Below are 15,564 nucleotides of genomic sequence, written 5' to 3' on the forward strand. Positions count from 1 at the left end.
GCCGCTAGCCTAGCAGCTCTAGGTATTGCGTGTCCCGTCTTCGTTACGGCGGGTGACCTTCAGCGCGTCGAGCCGTTCCAGCAGCGGCACCGCGACCCGTCGGGTGGTGTTCATCGCGCGCTTGGCCTCGGCGACGGTGAACGGCTGCGGCAACGCGTTGAGAACCGCTGCGGCGCGGTCGAATACGTCCGGGCCGAGCACCACGCCGTCGGCGATCCTGGTCAACCGCTTCGCGCGGATCGCTGCCGCGAGTTCGCGCGGTCCCAGCTGGAGGTCGGCCAACTCGTCGGCCTCCGGGGCCCGGAACGGCTCGGCGGCCAGCCACTCCTCCACCGTCCGCACCGCCTTGTCGACGCGCCCGGGCAGCCCCACACCGGGCTGGCGCACCACTCCGTCGACGACCTGCATTTGGGTGCCTTCCAACAGCGGAGGCAGCATTTCAGCGGCCGGCAGACCTGTCTGCTGCCGCAGCGTCTCCAGCGGCATGCCCGCCGCGACGTCGTGTTCGGCGGCCCACCGTGCGACGGCTGTCATCATCTGTTGACGCCGTTGCGCCCACCACTCGTCGTCGACGACCCAGTCGCCGACCCGGGTGCCGCCGGTATCAAATCCCATGGCGCGCAATTCATCAGCGCGAGCACACGTCGGCCGGCGCACGCGTCCGGTCGCCAGCTCCTCGCCGCGTTCGCGTGCCGCGCCACGACGCCGCAGCGCCGGCGGCCGGACGTCGAGCACCTCGACGCCCGCGACGATGCGGTGTTCGCCGGCGTCGCGTAGCAGCCCGATGTCGCCCACCCGCAACGGCAGCGGCCGCGCCAACCGCAGCCGGGCGCTCGCCGTGCCCAGCGGGCGTACATGCACCGGCACCGCCGCCGACCCGATGTGCAACACCAGCTGCCGGTGCAGTCGGTGCGATTCACTGGGCACCCGCAACAGCACGTCGATTTCGGCGGTGTCCAGCCACGCGCGCGGGGTCCGGACGGTGTCGCCGCGACCGATGTGCCGGTGGTCGACGCCGCGCAGGTTCACCGCGACGCGCGCCACCGCGCCGACCTCCGAGCGGTCTCGGCCCAGCGACTGCAGGCCGCGGACCGTGACCCGTCGACCCGCATGCTCGAGTTCGTCGCCGGCGCGCAGCGTGCCCGCCGCCAGTGTCCCGGTCACCACGGTGCCCGCGCCCCGGACGGTGAACGAGCGGTCCACCCAGAGCCGCACGTCGGCGTCGCGGTCGGGAGTAGGCAGTCCGTCGACGAGCGAGACAATCTGTGCACGAACGGCATTCAGGTCAGTGCCTATGACGACCGGCGCGTCGGCCAGTCGCTCGCGCACCTGTGCGACCGCGCCTTCGGGGTCGGCGAGGTCGGCCTTGCTGATCACCACCAGCAGGTGCCGGACCCCGAGCGCCCGCAACGCGTCGAGGTGCTCGTCGGACTGCGGCATCCAGCCCTCGGTCGCGGCGACGACGAACACGACTGCCGGGACCGGTCCGACCCCCGCGAGCATGTTCGCGACGAACCGCTCGTGGCCCGGCACGTCGACGAACGCGATCTCCCGCCCGTCGAGCGTCGTCCAGGCGAAGCCGAGGTCGATGGTCAGCCCGCGGCGCTGCTCCTCGGCCAGCCGGTCCGGCCACATGCCGGTGAGCCGTTCGACGAGCGTGGACTTGCCGTGGTCGACGTGGCCGGCGGTGGCTACGACGTACACGCCAGCACCGCCTCGGCGAGCAGGCTGTCGTCGGCGGGGGCGACGGTGCGCAGGTCGAGCAGGCAGCGGCCGGCTTCGAGCCGGCCGACCACCGCGGGCGTCCCGGTGCGCAGCGGCGCGGCGTAGGACTCGGGCAGGCTGACCGCGGCGCTCGGCAGCGCGACGTCGGGAGCGCCGCCGCCGCCGACCGCGGCGATGCATTCGACGGCCTTCGCGTCGGGCAGTTGCGCGGCGAGCGTCTGTGCACGCGCCCGGAGTTCGGCCACGTCGGCGTCCAGCGCCTGCAACACCGGTGACGGCGGGCCGACCAGCGTGGCCTCCAACGCTGCCAGCGTCAGCTTGTCGACGCGCAGCGCCCGCGCCGCAGGGTGGCGTCGCAGCCGCTCGATGAGCTCGGCGTCGCCGAGCAGCAGACCCGCCTGCGGCCCGCCGAGCAGCTTGTCGCCGCTCGCGGTGACGAGGTCGGCGCCGTCGCGCAGCATCGTGGTGGCGTCGGGCTCGTCGGGCAGCAGTGGATGCGGGGCGAGCAGGCCCGACCCGATGTCGGCGACCAGCGGCACGTCGAGTTCGGCCAGCTCGCGGACGCCGACCGTCGAGGTGAAGCCGGTGAGCGAGTAGTTCGACGGGTGCACCTTGAGGACGAACCCGGTGTCGGGACCGAGCGCGTCGGCGTAATCACGCAGGTGGGTGCGGTTGGTGGTGCCGACCTCGCGGATGCGCGAACCGGTCGACTCCAGCAGCTCGGGCAGCCGGAAGCCGTCGCCGATCTCGATGAGCTCGCCGCGGCTGACGACGATCTCCTTGCCCGGCGCCAGCGTCATCGCGGTGAGCAGCAGCGCGGCGGCGTTGTTGTTGACCACGTGCACGCCTTGGGCGGTTGGGACTGCCCGGGCCAGCGCGGTGAGCGCGCCGCGGCCGCGTCGGGCCCGGCGACCGGTTTCGAGGTCGAACTCGACGTCGGTGGCGCCGCTCGCGGTGACGATCGCGTCGACCGCGGCCTGCGACAGCGGCGCGCGTCCGAGGTTGGTGTGCACGACGACGCCGGTCGCGTTGATGACCGGACGCAGCGTGGCCGCACTCGTCGGCAGCGCCGCGACCGCGTCGTCGGCGACCCGCTCCGGCTCGATCTCACCGGATCGTGCCCGCTGTTGTGATTGCGCGACAACGGTTTTGACCAACGTACGGCCCAGCACCCGCGACGCCTCGGCGAGGCGCGGATCGGCGAGCAGGACGTCGGTGCGCGGCACGCGTCGGCGGGGATCGGTCATCGGGCGCCCCGGGGATTTCGGTGTAGTTGGTCGCGCTGACCGCGACTGCTTACACCGAAATCGCATACGTATGCGCCCCGCCGGCTCATGAGGCAATCATGGCCCATGGCCGCGATCGGGTACACCGATCACATGTTGATGTCGGTGGGGCACGGTGCGCTGGACAAATCGGCGCTCGCGCGGTTGCTGAAGGAGGCGGGCGTCGAGGCGCTCGTCGACATCCGTCGCTACCCGAACAGCAGGCACAACCCCGACGTGGAGACGACCGCGATCGCCGGGTGGACGCGGGAGGCGGGGCTGGACTACCGCTGGGATCAGCGGTTGGGCGGGCGCCGGAGCCTGCCCGCCGGCACCGAGACCGAGGACCCGTGGTGGCGGGTGAAGCAGTTCGCCGCCTACGCCGCCTACACCCGCACCGACGAATTCGCCGACGCGCTGGGCGACCTCGTCGAGCAGTCGAAACGACAGCACACCGCGATGATGTGCAGCGAGTCGGTGTGGTGGCGGTGCCACCGGCGAATCGTCGCCGACGTGGCGGTGCTGCGGCTGTCAGTGCCGGTCGGGCACCTCATGCACGACGGCCGGGTGGTTCCGCATTCGCCGTCGGAGGGCGCGCGGATCCGCGACGACGGGCTGGTGGTGTGGGACGCACCGTGATTTCGGTGTCGCCGGTCGCGATGGGCGCGACCCGCTACACCGAAACCACCGTCAAACGGTGGCGGAGGCGGACGGGAATCGAACCCGCCAGCGACAGGATCTGCCGCTCAGCGATTTTGAAGACCGCGCCGGTCACCAGACCGGATACGCCTCCCTGACCCACCGCCCGATCATGCCAGGCACCATGGAGGCCGTGACCGAGCAGACGACCTACCGGCTGACCCAGTACGCGCACGGCGGCGGCTGCGCATGCAAGATCCCGCCCGGCGAGCTCGAGGACGTCGTACGGGGACTGACCCACGCCGCGCCGCGGGATCCGGTCGGCGAACTGCTCGTCGGGCTCGACGACGGCGACGACGCGGCGGCGGTGCGTATCGACAACGGGGTCGCGCTGATCGCGACGACGGACTTCTTCACCCCGGTGGTCGACGACGCCTACGACTGGGGCCGGATCGCGGCCGCCAACGCGCTGTCGGATGTGTATGCGATGGGCGGGCGGCCGGTCGTCGCGGTGAACCTGCTGGGCTGGCCGCGCGACGTGCTGCCGTTCGAGTTGGCGGCAGAGGTGCTACGCGGCGGCATGGACATGTGCGTGGCCGCGGGCTGCCATCTGGCCGGCGGGCACAGCGTGGACGATCCGGAGCCGAAGTACGGGTTGGCCGTCACGGGCATCGCGGATCCGAATCGGTTGCTGCGCAACGACGCCGGTAAGGCCGGCGTGCCGCTGACGTTGACGAAGCCGCTGGGCGTCGGGGTGCTCAACAGCCGCCACAAGAACACCGGCGAGACGTTCCCCGCGGCCGTCGAGCTGATGACGACGCTGAACGCCGACGCCGCCCAGGCCGCTGTTGCTGCCGGCATCGAATGCGCAACTGACGTAACGGGTTTCGGGCTGCTGGGCCATCTGCACAAGCTGGCCCGCGCCAGCGGCGTCACGGCGGTGATCGACAGCACGGCGGTGTCCTACCTCGACGGCGCGCGGGATGCGTTGGCGGCCGGCTATGTCAGCGGCGGAACACGGCGCAACCTCGACTGGGTGGCCCCGCACGTCGACCTGACAGCGGTCGACGAGGACGAGGCGCTGCTGCTGGCGGACGCCCAGACCTCGGGCGGTCTGCTGATCGCCGGTGAGATCCCCGGTGCGGCGGTCATCGGGGAACTGGTGCCGCGCGGCGCGCACTCGATCGTGGTGCGCTGAGCGGCTTTACGTCCGACACACCCACGCGGAACTGTCGGCCCGGGCGTCGCGCACGACGGTGTCGGCGGCCTCGGTCCACTGGCCGTCCGGCGGCGAACCGTGATTCAACCGGCCCACCGCGCACCGCATGACCATCGCGCCGAGCGCGGGCGTCGTCATATGCGGAACCACAAGCAGTTTCGCCGAAGCGTCGCGACCGACGACCATCATCAACCGATGAGGCCGACGCGGGCCGCTGTTCTTCGACCGGGTGCTGGACAGAATCGAGTTGAAGTCCAGCGTGCCCTCGGTGGCCGCCCAGTTCACCCTGATGTCGATGATCTCGCCGAGCGTCTTGTGCAGCGTTTCGATGAGGTCGGGCAGTTCACCGGCCACCGAGCCGGTGTGGGGCCACCACGCGCCGTCGATATCCGAGCCGAGTTCCGGCGCCAGCACGAGGCGGACGGGCCGCGCCAGTCGACGCGCGCCGGTCAGGCCGTTCATGCGGGCGGTGTGGTTACAGACGAATCCCGGTCTGGCCGATCGGAGAACTCGGGGTTGGTCACGGGTTCGTCGGAGTCGTCCTCGCTGGAGACGAATTCGGGTTTCTGGGGATGGGAGAACAGGTCGTACGACTTCATGGAACAAGTCCTTCGTTACGTTCCGCTGCGGCCGATGTCGAACGTGGCGCGCGGTGTCAAATCGCAGGCTCATCGGCTTTCGAAAAGATCTTTCGATGGGCTGCTAACCGGAGAAGGTCTGCTCCCAGGTTACACCCCGCGGTGCCGACGTCGATGCTCAGCGGGTCGCGCCGTTGATCTGCGGCGGAAATCAGCCCCTTCTCGACACCCCACATGAGCGCGATCGTGCGGAAGCGCTGTTGGAACGTCTCGTCGGCGGCCATGCTGGGCGGCAACACCTTCAGCGCGACGATGCGATCGGTTCTGGTGTCGTAGGCGCGGTAGACCTCGCCCATACCTCCGCGGCCGATCAGCTGCTGCAGCTGGTAGTGCCCGAATGGCGTCGCATCCACCGTCTCTATTAGCCCCTCGACAGCGGCCAACCCCGCATCATGTGTCGATTGAAGTTACATCATGTTTGCCAGCGACGCTTTGCAATCGCCGCTACTGTGGTGGCTTTGCGCAGTTCAAGCCGGTAAAATGCGGTAGTGAAGCAGTTCTCTTCGGGGTGGCCCGTCTGCGGCCGATGTTGTGAAGTTGCAGTTTTCCCATGGCTGGGCGGCGCGCACCACTGTGTCGTCGCAAATCCGAAACCATTGGATTGGGCAAGCACCGTTTCCGGCGAATTGCTTGCAGACGATGACGATTACTTCGTGAGCCGTCCGCTCGACGATTTCCGATTCGAAGACGGGTTGCATCGTCTGGTCTGGGATGTCATCGCCCGCGCCGCCGAAGACGCGACGGCCAACGGCGGGACCACCGTCGCGGTGACGTTGCTCGCTGACGGTGGCGTCCAAGTCGTCGACGATGCTTCCGACTCGACCGCCGGCATCGTCATGTCCGCACTCCACGACGACTTCCTTTCGGAACTGGCGGGCAAGACCGCGTCGCCAGATCTCGCTGCCCCCTACGCCGACGAGCCTTCGGAGCGGAATTCCCTTCCCGCCTGGCTCGACGTTGAAATCCACCGCGACGGTTGTGTTTGGTTCCAGCGTTACGAGTTCGGGGTGCCCGGAGCCCTCGAGCGCCGAGGCGTAACCGCCAAGACAGGCACGACCGTGCGGTGCTGGGCCGAATCCTTGGTCTGCGAGATGACGGACGCCGACGTCATTGCGGCCGTGAGGCGACTCCAACAGATCGCGTTCCTGAGCAGGGGGCTGACCATCGATGTCGTCGATCAGCGACGAACGGGTGCTCTCAAACCCCGCACGTTTCGCTATCCCGGCGGATTGGTGGATTACGTCAAACACCTGAGCCGCACCAGGTTTCCGTTGCACCCGAACACTATTCATTTGTCAGGCCAGCGAGACGGTTTCGAGGTCGAGATCGCAATGCAGTGGACGGCGAGTTATAGCCGGGCAATCCACGCGTTCGACAACTTCGCGGGTTCGCCACGAGCCAGCGTGCACGAGGAAGCGATCACCGATGCCGTAACCAAGGCGGTGGCCGGTCCGCTGGTCAAGCATGTCGAGGATCGCGTCCGGCTTCGCGCCGCAGTCCCCGATCTGGTTCCCGATGACGTCTCGGAAGGGTTGGCGGCGGTGATCGACGTGAGGCACAGTGCCGCAACGCCCAGGAGTCCTTCCGAGCGACTCAGCCCGCAGGTGCTGTCGCTCATCTACGCGCTCTGTGATGGCCATCTGACTCATTGGCTGGAGGCCAACCCGCAGGCCGCCGATTCCATCGCCAACAAGGCAATCGCGGCGTATTACTCGGCCCGCATGCCGCGGCGGAGCCACTGTAGGGGTTGAGGTCGCTCGAGCCCCGACGAGCGTGCGCAAACTGCTGTTCTGGCGCGGCGTGTCTTGTGCAGACACGCCCGCTCGCGGAAAAAGGCAATGTTTGAAGCCTCTCGGTAGGGGTTAATGCACCGGCATGTTGATCAACGTGACGAAGTTTTCACCGCTTCTCGTGGCCGGCGCGGCCGCAGCCGCGATCGCTGCCGCGCCCGTGGGCTTCGCTTCGCCGTCGTTCCTTCCGACCGGTGGCTTGTCGGGCTGTGTCGACCCTGACGGCACGAGCTGCGCGGCCGCCCCACCAGCGCCGGCTCCCGCACCCGCACCAGCGCCCGCTCCGATGCCGGGCGCCTGGGTCCCGCCGCCTCCGCCGCCTCCACCGGGCGCGCCCGCTGTGGCCGGCGCCGTTCCGGGTGGACCTGGCGGCGCGGCTGGACCCGAGGGCGCGGCGGGCGCGATCCCCGGCGGCCCGGCGGGCGCAGCCGGACCCGAGGGCGCCGCAGGCACCATTCCCGGCGGGCCGGGCGGCGTCGCCGGACCCGAGGGCGCAGCAGGCGCAATCCCCGGCGGCCCCTCCGGCGCGGCAGGACCGCAGGGCGCCGCCGGCTGCATTCCGGGCGTCGGTTGCGGCGGCGTGCCCGCCACCGACATCCCCTGAGTGGTCCTACGTAGCCGATGACGTGTCGGCGGTGGCGGATCTGGATGCACCCTGACCCGCCGCCGTCGAACCGGCAACCTTCTTGGCCGCCACGGTGATTCGCGCGCCGCGGTGCGGCGTCATGATCACGTGCTTGAGCTTCTGGCGCTCGCCCGCCGCGGTGGTCGTCGCCAACTCGACCCGGCGCAGCACTTCGCGCAGCACCACCCGCATCTCCACCATCGCGAATCCCGCACCGAGACAACGCCGATTGCCGCCGCCGAACGGGAGCCACGTCGTCGGGCTCAGCGTCACGCCGACCATCCGGTCCGGATCGAAGCGGTCGGGCTCGGGGTAGATGTCGGCGTTGTCGTGCACGAGCGAGATGCTCGGCACCACCATGACACCCGCGGGCAGCCGGTACCCGCCGATGTCGACCGGCTCGGTCAGCGTCCGGCCCACGTCGGGCACCACCGGACGGATCCGCAGCGTCTCCTTGGCGATCGCGTCGAGGTATTCGTCGTCGCCGGATTCGGCCGCGCGCACCGCCTTTGCGAGCACATCCGGGTGGCGGGTCAACCGCTCCAGCGCCCACGACAGCCCGGTCGCGGTCGTGTCGTGGCCGGCCACCAGCAGCGTCATCAGCTGATCGCGCAGTTCCCGGTCGCTCATGCCGGCCCCCTCGTCGACGCCGGACCGCACCAACATCGCCAGCGCGTCGATGCGTTCGGCGAGGTGCGGGTCGGCGCGGCGGTCGGCGATCTCCGCATACAACAGCCGGTCGGCCTCGGCCATGTTGGCGCGCAACCGGTTCCACCACCGGTGATTGAGCAGCTTCGGCTTGGCGATCGCCAGCGACGCCCACGGCCCCACGCTCAACAGCTGCGGCATCACTTCGCGCAGCGCCGCCAACCGCGCCGGGTCGCTCGCGCCGATCACCGTCCGCAGGATCACCTCGAGCGTGATCTCCGACATCTTCGGTGCCACCGCGAACGGCTTACCCACCGGCCAACCGGCGATATTGTCCGCGGCGATCTCGGCCATCACATCCGCCTGCCGCGCGACGGCGTCGCGGTGGAACGGCGCCATCATCAGCCGGCGGCGCTCGCGGTGCACATCGTCGTCGACCACCAACACCGAGCTGTCCCCGAGCAGTCCGGCCAGCATCGAATTCGCCTCGCCCGCATGATAGATCCGCGGGTCACCGGCGAACACGGTCTTGATATCGGCCGGGTCGCCGAGGTAGACCATCGGGCCGACCATGGAGTTGGCCAGCGTGAAGACCTTGCCGTAGCGGCGCTGGCAGATCGACACGATCGGCGTCCACCACCGCATCATCAGCAACAGCATCGCGAACGACGGGAGCCGAGGCCCCGGCGGCAGTGCAGTCTCCTTTGTTGGACTCATGCCTAATAGAGTACGTCGGCAACGCGCTCGGCGGAATGGCTCATCGGCACAGGACACCGGTTAAGTTGTCGGCGGGTCGCTACCGACGTGGCCCCCAACTGGAGAAGATCGTTGACTCATGCGCGTTGACGGGCGGGACATCACCGTCTCGGGCAGCCTGCTGCAGCCTTTGACGAGGCGGACCAACGACATCGTCCGCGTCGTGCTGGCCGCGCTGTTCCTCGCGGTCGTCGTCACCAGCTCGCTGATCACCCGCAACGAGTGGGTCGCGCTGGAACGCTCGATCTCCGAGATCGTCGCCGTGTTGACCCCGACCCAGGCGGACCTGGTCTACCTCGTCTACGGCATAGCGATCGTCGCGCTGCCGTTCGTGATTCTCGTCGGCCTGATCCTGTCGCGGCAGTGGAAACTGCTCGGCGCCTACGCCGCGGCCGCCGCCATCGCCGGGTTGGCGTTGTCGATCAGCGGCTTCGGGCTCACGGCGCCGCGGTGGCACTTCGACCTGTCGGACCGGCTCGACACGTTCTCCTCGCAGTTCGTCGACGACCCCCGCTGGATCGCGATGCTCGCCGCGGTGCTCACCGTGTCGGGGCCGTGGCTGCCGACCCGCTGGCGGCGTTGGTGGTGGGCGCTGCTGCTGGCGTTCGTGCCGATCCACCTGATGATCAGCGCGGTGGTGCCGGCCCGCTCGCTGCTCGGGTTGGCCGTCGGCTGGTTCGTCGGCGCGCTGGTCGTGCTCGTCGTGGGCACGCCCGGGCTGGAGGTGCCACTCGACGGCGCCGTGCGGGCGATGGCCCGCCGCGGCTGCTCCGTTTCCGGCATGCATGTGGTGCGGCCCGCCGGCGCCGGCCCGCTGCTGCTCAACGCCACCTGCGAGGAGCAACAGTCGACGGCGGTGATGGAGCTGTACGGCCCACATCAGCGCGGCGGCGGCGTGCTGCTGCAACTGTGGCGCAAGGTGCGGCTGCGCGACCGTGAGACCGCGCCGCTGCACGCGTCGATGCGCCGCCTGGTCGAACACCGTGCGCTGATGGCCATCGCGATCGGCGAGCTCAAGATCGCGAACACCTCGACGATCGCCGTCGCAGCGCTCGACCGGGGCTGGACGCTTTATGCGCACACCCCACCGCGCGGCATACCGATCAACGAGTGCGTCGAGTCGGTACCTGACGGGCGCGTGTGGGAATCGCTACGCGAACTGCACGACTGCCAGATCTCGCACGGCGACCTGCGCAGCAGCGAGATCACCGTCGACGACGACACCGTGCTGTTCGGCGGGTTCGACTACGCCGAGTACGGCGCCACCGATGCCCAGCTACGCACCGACATCGCCCAGTTGCTGGTGACCACGACGTATCTGTACGACGCGAGTTCGGCGGTGCGCGCGGCGATCGACGCATTCGGCAAGGACGCCGTGCTGACCGCGTCGCGGCGGTTGACCTCGGCCGCGATGCCACCGGGCATCCGGCATTCCGTAGCAGACGCAAAAGCCGTGATCTCCGCCGCGCGCGACGAGGTCAAGCGCCAGACCCGCGTCGACGAGATCCGCACCGAGACGGTCACGCGGTTCACCCGCGGCCAGGTGATCCAGTTGGTGTTGCTCGCCGCGCTGGTCTACGTCGCCTATCCGTTCCTGTCCTCGGTGCCGACGTTCATCACCGAACTGCGCACCGCGAACTGGTGGTGGGCGCTGCTGGGCCTGGCGGCGTCGAGCCTGACCTATCTCGGTGCGGCAGCAGCACTTTGGGCGTGTGCGGACGGGCTGGTGAACCTGCGGGGTCTGGTCGTCATGCAGGTCGCGAACAAGTTCGCGGCCACGACGACGCCCGCCGGCGTCGGGGGGCTGGCGCTGTCGGCCCGGTACCTGCAGAAGGGCGGCGTCAGCCCGATGCGCGCCACCACCGCCGTCGCGCTGCAGCAGTCGGTCCAGGTGATCACCCACCTCGGTCTGCTCGTCTTCTTCTCCACCGCGGCGGGCGTATCGGCCGATCTGTCCCAGTTCGTCCCGAGCGCCACGCTGCTGTACCTGATCGGCGGTGTCCTGCTGGGGCTGATCGGCACGTTCCTGTTGGTGCCGAAACTGCGGAACTGGCTGGCGACGTCGGTGCGGCCGCGACTGCAGGAGATGATCGGCCACCTCGTCGCGCTGGCCCGCGAACCCCGCCGGCTGGCGGTGATCATGGCGGGGTGCGCCGCGACCACCCTCGGTAACGCGTTCGCGCTGTGGGCGGCGATCGAGGCGTTCGGCGGCGACACCTCGTTCGTCACCGTCACCGTCGTGACGATGATCGGCGGCACGCTGGCCTCGGCGGCACCGACGCCCGGCGGCATCGGCGCGGTCGAGGCGGCGCTGATCGGCGGATTGGCCGCATTCGGCATGCCCGCAGCGGTGGCCGTGCCGTCGGTGCTGCTGTACCGGGTGCTGACGATCTGGCTGCCGGTGTTCGCCGGCTGGCAGGTGATGCGGTGGATGACCAGGAACGCGAAAATTTAGGCTGGTGTCGACCCCTCCTCCGGTGCCGACCGACCGGCCACTGGAGGTAATGTCGTCACATCGTGTCGAACAGCCTGCGCGATAGTTGAACAGTCGATCCCTCGATTGCATTAAGGGCGGACCGTGACAGGAACATCAGGAACAAAGCACAGCTCGGCACCAGAGGCACAGTCGAAGTGGCTGTCGAAATCTGCGTCGGAGGCCCGGGGCTCGGACAAGAACGAAGTCCAGTTCCACTACGACATCTCCAACGACTTCTTCAAGCTGTGGCAGGACCCCACCCAGACCTACAGCTGCGCGTACTTCGAGCGTGACGATTACACGCTGGAGCAGGCGCAGCGGGCCAAGGTCGACCTGTCCCTGGGCAAGCTCGGCCTGCAGCCCGGCATGACGCTGCTCGACATCGGCTGCGGTTGGGGCTCGACGATCGCGCGGGCGGTGGAGAAATACGACGTCAACGTCATCGGCCTGACGCTCTCGGAGAACCAGAAGCAGCACATCGAGGACTTCTGGTTCCCCCAGCTCAAGAGCGACCGGAAGATGGAAGTCCGGCTGCAGCCTTGGGAGGAGTTCGAGGGCAAGGTCGACCGGATCGTGTCGATCGGCGCGTTCGAGCACTTCGGCTTCGGCAAGTACGACGACTACTTCAAGAAGACGTTCAGCTGGTTGCCCGACGACGGGGTGATGATGCTACACACGATCATCATTCCGGAGGATGAGGAGATCAAGGCCAAGGGCCTGCCGCTGACGATGTCCCGCGTGAGATTCATCAAGTTCATCATGGACGAGATCTACCCCGGCGGGCGTTTGCCACTGGCGTCGATGGTGCGGGAGCACGCAAACAAGGCCGGCTACACGGTGACCCGGGAACAGCACCTGCAGCCCCACTACGTCAAGACGCTGGACACCTGGGCAGCCAACCTCGAGGCCAAGAAGGACGAGGCGATCGCGATCACCTCCGAGCAGATCTATGAGCGATTCCGCAAATACCTGACCGGTTGCGCCGATCTTTTCCGGGAGGGCTACACGGACGTCGCACAGTTCACCTGCGAGAAGGCGGCTGCTTAGCCAGTTTAGGGAAAAGTGCGATATATAAGTTGGTCGTTACGCGGTCGTCGGGGTCACGTAACACCCGCATAGGAGGCCAATCGAAGATGTCGGATAGTTCGGGAACCACGATGAAGGTGGCTTACGAGGACGTTCAGGCGCACTACGACCTCTCGAACGATTTCTTCGGTCTCTTCCAGGATCCGACGCGGACCTACAGCTGCGCGTTCTACGAGCGCGACGACATGTCGCTCGAAGAGGCGCAGATCGCCAAGATCGATCGCGCGCTCGGCAAGCTCGACCTGCAGCCCGGGATGACGCTGCTCGACGTCGGCTGCGGCTGGGCCTCGGTGATGAAGCGCGCGATCGAGACCTACGACGTCAACGTCGTCGGGCTGACGCTCAGCCGCAATCAATGCGCGCTCGGCCAACAGGTCCTGGACGCGGTCGAGACGGACCGCTCGCGGCGGGTGCTGCTCAAGGGCTGGGAGGAGTTCGACGAGCCGGTGGACCGCATCGTGTCCATCGAGGCGTTCGAGGCGTGGCCCAAGTCGAAGTACAAGGCGTTCTTCGACACGTGCTACCGGCTCATGCCCGCCGACGGCCGGATGGTGCTGCAGACGATCATGGGGCACCCGCTCAAGCGCTGGCCCGAGCTGGGGATCCCGATCGTGATGTCGGACTTGAAGTTCATGCGGTTCATCGCCAAGGAGATCTTTCCCGGCGGCGCCGTGCCCTGCGACGACGACGTCTACGAGTTCGCGGGCAACGCCGGCTTCACCGTCGAGGAGCTCGACACGATGACCCCGCACTACGTCCGCACGCTCGACACGTGGGCGGAGAAACTGGAGGCCGCCAAGGACCAGGCGATCGCGGTGACGTCGCAGGAGGTCTACGACCGGTACATGAAGTACCTCGTCGGATGCTCCGACTTCTTCCAGCGCAACGTCAGCTACGTCGGGCAGTTCACCCTGACCAAGGCTCAGTAGGCGCCGAAGGCGAGCGCCACGTTGTGGCCGCCGAGGCCGAACGAGTTGGTGATCGCGTAGCGGTAGTCGCCGCGCCGCGGGCTTTCGGCGACGACATCGAGGTCGATCTCGGGATCGCGATCCTTGAGGTTGAGCGTCGGCGGGATCACCCCGTCGCGCAGCGCCTGGACCGTCAACACGGCCTCGATCGCGCCGGCAGCGCCCAGCGAATGGCCCAACGCCGCCTTCGGTGCATACACCGCGGGCGCGTGGTCGCCGAAAGCGTTGCGGATCGCGTGGGCCTCGGCCAGGTCGCCGAAGACCGTTCCGGTGGCGTGGGCGTTGATGTGGTCGATGTCCGTGGGTGTCAGCCCGGCCAACTCGACCGCCCGGGTGATCGCGTCGCCGGCCCGCAGGCCGTCGGGATCGGGCTTGACGTCGTCGTAGCCGTCGGAGGTGAGGCCCGCGCCCATCAGCCGGGCCAGGGGTTTCGCGCCGCGCGCTTTGGCGTGCTCCTCGGTTTCGATGAGCATCAACGCGCCGCCTTCACCGAACACCATGCCGTCGCGGTTCCGGTCGAACGGACGACACGCACCGGCCGGGTCGTCGTTGTTGGTCGACAGCAGGTCTTGCATGCAGAACGCCGCGACGGGCACCGCCTCGATGTGGGTCTCGACGCCGCCGCAGATCATGACGTCGGCCTCGCCGAGGATCAGGTGCCGCCACGCCTGGGCGATGGCCGCGGCGCCCGAGGAGTCGGCCATCACCGGTGAGATGATGCCGGCCTTCGCCTGACGGTCCAGTCCGACCGCGGCGGCCGCGCCGTTCGGCATGTACATCTGCACGGTCAGCGGGGAGACCGCACGCAGCCCCTTCTGCCGCCAGAGGTCGTGCTGCAGGGGGATCTCCTCGGTACTGCCCAGCGCGAGCCCGACCGAGACCGCCAACCGTCGGGTGTCGACCTCGGGCTCGCCTGCGGCCGCCCAGAGCCTGCGACTCAGGATGGTGGACATCTTCTGCATGTACGACGTCCGGCGCCGCTCCACCCGCCCGAGCTGTTCGTCGAGATCCTCCCGGATGGCCCCGCCGATTCGCACGGGCGAGTCGAACTCCTCGACGAACCACTTGTCGAGGGGCCGGATACCGCTTCGGCCCTGCTGTAGCTGCTGCCAGGTGTCCTCGGCGTCGGCCGCCAGCGACGTGGTCGAGACGACAGCGGTCACCACGACGTCGGGGAATGCGTCGCCAGTCTTGAGCGCGGCCACCCGGGTGCTCCTCTGTCCGTTCACACGCCAGCTGAATATGTTGAGGTATCACTGAATACCTTAGGACCCCCCGGACGCTTGGACGACTTGTGGTTGAACTCAATGTGCTCGGCGAGCCGCTTCAGCCGTGCGGCACCGACCCGATGACCGGTTTCTACCGCGACGGCTGCTGTTCGACGGGCCCCGAGGACCTCGGCAGCCACACGATCTGCGCGGTGGTGACCGCTGAGTTCCTGCGCCATCAGCGTTCGATCGGCAACGATCTGTCCACCCCGCGTCCGGAGTACCGCTTTCCCGGTCTGCAACCGGGCGACCGCTGGTGCGTCACCGCGGTGAACTGGTTGAAGGCCCATCAGGACGGCTTCGCCGCGCCGGTGGTGCTGGCGTCGACGCACGAGCGCACGCTCGAGGTGATCTCGCTGGAGGCGCTGCGCGAATATGCGGTCGACGTGCCCGACGACCTCGGGTCGTTGTAGCGCGCCGTTCCGGCGGCGGCCGCACGCGGCTCGGCATACCGTTAGCGC

Annotated in this window: 15 protein-coding genes and 1 tRNA gene; 8 read left to right on the plus strand and 8 right to left on the minus strand. The window is 68.5% G+C overall.

The annotated features are described in order from the left end of the window. Nucleotides 1–18: 18 nt before the first annotated feature. The gene (locus G6N18_RS12605) at nucleotides 19–1,704 is read right to left on the minus strand and encodes a selenocysteine-specific translation elongation factor (RefSeq protein ID WP_083003135.1); all 1,686 of its coding nucleotides are present in this window, start codon (nucleotides 1,702–1,704) and stop codon (nucleotides 19–21) included. Further along, a complete protein-coding gene (gene selA, locus G6N18_RS12610) occupies nucleotides 1,692–2,972 on the minus strand; it encodes an L-seryl-tRNA(Sec) selenium transferase (protein ID WP_083003132.1) in 1,281 nt (426 codons plus the stop codon). The genes G6N18_RS12605 and selA overlap by 13 nt, the downstream gene beginning before the upstream one ends. Nucleotides 2,973–3,104: 132 nt before the next feature. Here selA and G6N18_RS12615 point away from each other — a divergent pair, with 132 nt between their 5' ends. Beyond that, nucleotides 3,105–3,629 carry a DUF488 domain-containing protein gene (locus G6N18_RS12615; RefSeq protein ID WP_083003236.1) on the plus strand — a complete coding sequence of 175 codons (525 nt, stop codon included), beginning with the start codon at nucleotides 3,105–3,107 and terminating at the stop codon, nucleotides 3,627–3,629. Nucleotides 3,630–3,688: 59 nt separating this feature from the next. Here G6N18_RS12615 and G6N18_RS12620 read toward each other — a convergent pair. Then, nucleotides 3,689–3,783 (minus strand) — tRNA-Sec (locus tag G6N18_RS12620). 30 nt (nucleotides 3,784–3,813) lie between these two features. On the opposite strand from G6N18_RS12620, the gene selD reads away from it, so the two are divergent. Then, nucleotides 3,814–4,827, plus strand: a complete 1,014-nt coding sequence (gene selD, locus G6N18_RS12625; RefSeq protein WP_083003129.1) for a selenide, water dikinase SelD — start codon at nucleotides 3,814–3,816, stop codon at nucleotides 4,825–4,827. A gap of 6 nt (nucleotides 4,828–4,833) precedes the next feature. Here selD and G6N18_RS12630 read toward each other — a convergent pair whose 3' ends face one another. Genes G6N18_RS12630 through G6N18_RS12635 form a run of 3 tightly spaced genes read right to left on the minus strand, consistent with a single transcriptional unit; the run spans nucleotide 4,834 to nucleotide 5,869 of the window. Beyond that, the gene (locus G6N18_RS12630; RefSeq protein WP_067224258.1) at nucleotides 4,834–5,310 is read right to left on the minus strand and encodes a DUF5994 family protein; all 477 of its coding nucleotides are present in this window, start codon (nucleotides 5,308–5,310) and stop codon (nucleotides 4,834–4,836) included. Then, nucleotides 5,307–5,447 carry a hypothetical protein gene (locus tag G6N18_RS24250; RefSeq protein WP_165606488.1) on the minus strand — a complete coding sequence of 47 codons (141 nt, stop codon included), beginning with the start codon at nucleotides 5,445–5,447 and terminating at the stop codon, nucleotides 5,307–5,309. The genes G6N18_RS12630 and G6N18_RS24250 overlap by 4 nt, the downstream gene beginning before the upstream one ends. A gap of 56 nt (nucleotides 5,448–5,503) precedes the next feature. Next, nucleotides 5,504–5,869 (minus strand): hypothetical protein, encoded by a 366-nt coding sequence (locus G6N18_RS12635; protein ID WP_163689751.1) that lies wholly within the window; start codon nucleotides 5,867–5,869, stop codon nucleotides 5,504–5,506. A 270-nt stretch (nucleotides 5,870–6,139) separates the two neighbouring features. Here G6N18_RS12635 and G6N18_RS12640 point away from each other — a divergent pair, with 270 nt between their 5' ends. Then, the gene (locus G6N18_RS12640) at nucleotides 6,140–7,237 is read left to right on the plus strand and encodes a DNA topoisomerase subunit B (RefSeq protein ID WP_133052466.1); all 1,098 of its coding nucleotides are present in this window, start codon (nucleotides 6,140–6,142) and stop codon (nucleotides 7,235–7,237) included. A 124-nt stretch (nucleotides 7,238–7,361) separates the two neighbouring features. Beyond that, nucleotides 7,362–7,880 (plus strand): hypothetical protein, encoded by a 519-nt coding sequence (locus G6N18_RS12645; RefSeq protein ID WP_083003118.1) that lies wholly within the window; start codon nucleotides 7,362–7,364, stop codon nucleotides 7,878–7,880. Between the two features lie 6 nt (nucleotides 7,881–7,886). Here the strand turns inward: G6N18_RS12645 and G6N18_RS12650 are convergent, their stop codons facing one another. Continuing rightward, nucleotides 7,887–9,266: a cytochrome P450 gene (locus G6N18_RS12650; protein ID WP_083003115.1), complete on the minus strand. Its 1,380-nt coding sequence runs from the start codon at nucleotides 9,264–9,266 to the stop codon at nucleotides 7,887–7,889. 118 nt (nucleotides 9,267–9,384) lie between these two features. Between G6N18_RS12650 and G6N18_RS12655 the strand changes: the two genes are divergently transcribed. The 3 genes from G6N18_RS12655 (at nucleotide 9,385) to G6N18_RS12665 (ending at nucleotide 13,796) form a co-directional block, all read left to right on the plus strand. Beyond that, the gene (locus tag G6N18_RS12655) at nucleotides 9,385–11,760 is read left to right on the plus strand and encodes a lysylphosphatidylglycerol synthase transmembrane domain-containing protein (RefSeq protein ID WP_083003111.1); all 2,376 of its coding nucleotides are present in this window, start codon (nucleotides 9,385–9,387) and stop codon (nucleotides 11,758–11,760) included. Nucleotides 11,761–11,883: 123 nt separating this feature from the next. Further along, on the plus strand, nucleotides 11,884–12,828 hold the full coding sequence (locus tag G6N18_RS12660; protein WP_083003108.1) for a cyclopropane mycolic acid synthase family methyltransferase: 945 nt from the start codon (nucleotides 11,884–11,886) through the stop codon (nucleotides 12,826–12,828). Nucleotides 12,829–12,914: 86 nt separating this feature from the next. Further along, entirely contained in the window at nucleotides 12,915–13,796 is an 882-nt protein-coding gene (locus G6N18_RS12665) for a cyclopropane mycolic acid synthase family methyltransferase (protein ID WP_165757344.1), read from the plus strand. Here G6N18_RS12665 and G6N18_RS12670 read toward each other — a convergent pair. Then, nucleotides 13,790–15,040 carry a KasA/KasB family beta-ketoacyl-ACP synthase gene (locus G6N18_RS12670; RefSeq protein ID WP_083003102.1) on the minus strand — a complete coding sequence of 417 codons (1,251 nt, stop codon included), beginning with the start codon at nucleotides 15,038–15,040 and terminating at the stop codon, nucleotides 13,790–13,792. The genes G6N18_RS12665 and G6N18_RS12670 overlap by 7 nt on opposite strands. Nucleotides 15,041–15,129: 89 nt before the next feature. On the opposite strand from G6N18_RS12670, the gene G6N18_RS12675 reads away from it, so the two are divergent. Beyond that, on the plus strand, nucleotides 15,130–15,516 hold the full coding sequence (locus tag G6N18_RS12675; RefSeq protein ID WP_067224235.1) for a DUF2237 family protein: 387 nt from the start codon (nucleotides 15,130–15,132) through the stop codon (nucleotides 15,514–15,516). The last annotated feature ends 48 nt before the right edge of the window (nucleotides 15,517–15,564 follow it).

Source organism: Mycolicibacterium celeriflavum (assembly GCF_010731795.1).
In the GTDB taxonomy this organism is placed as follows: Bacteria; Actinomycetota; Actinomycetes; order Mycobacteriales; family Mycobacteriaceae; genus Mycobacterium; species Mycobacterium celeriflavum.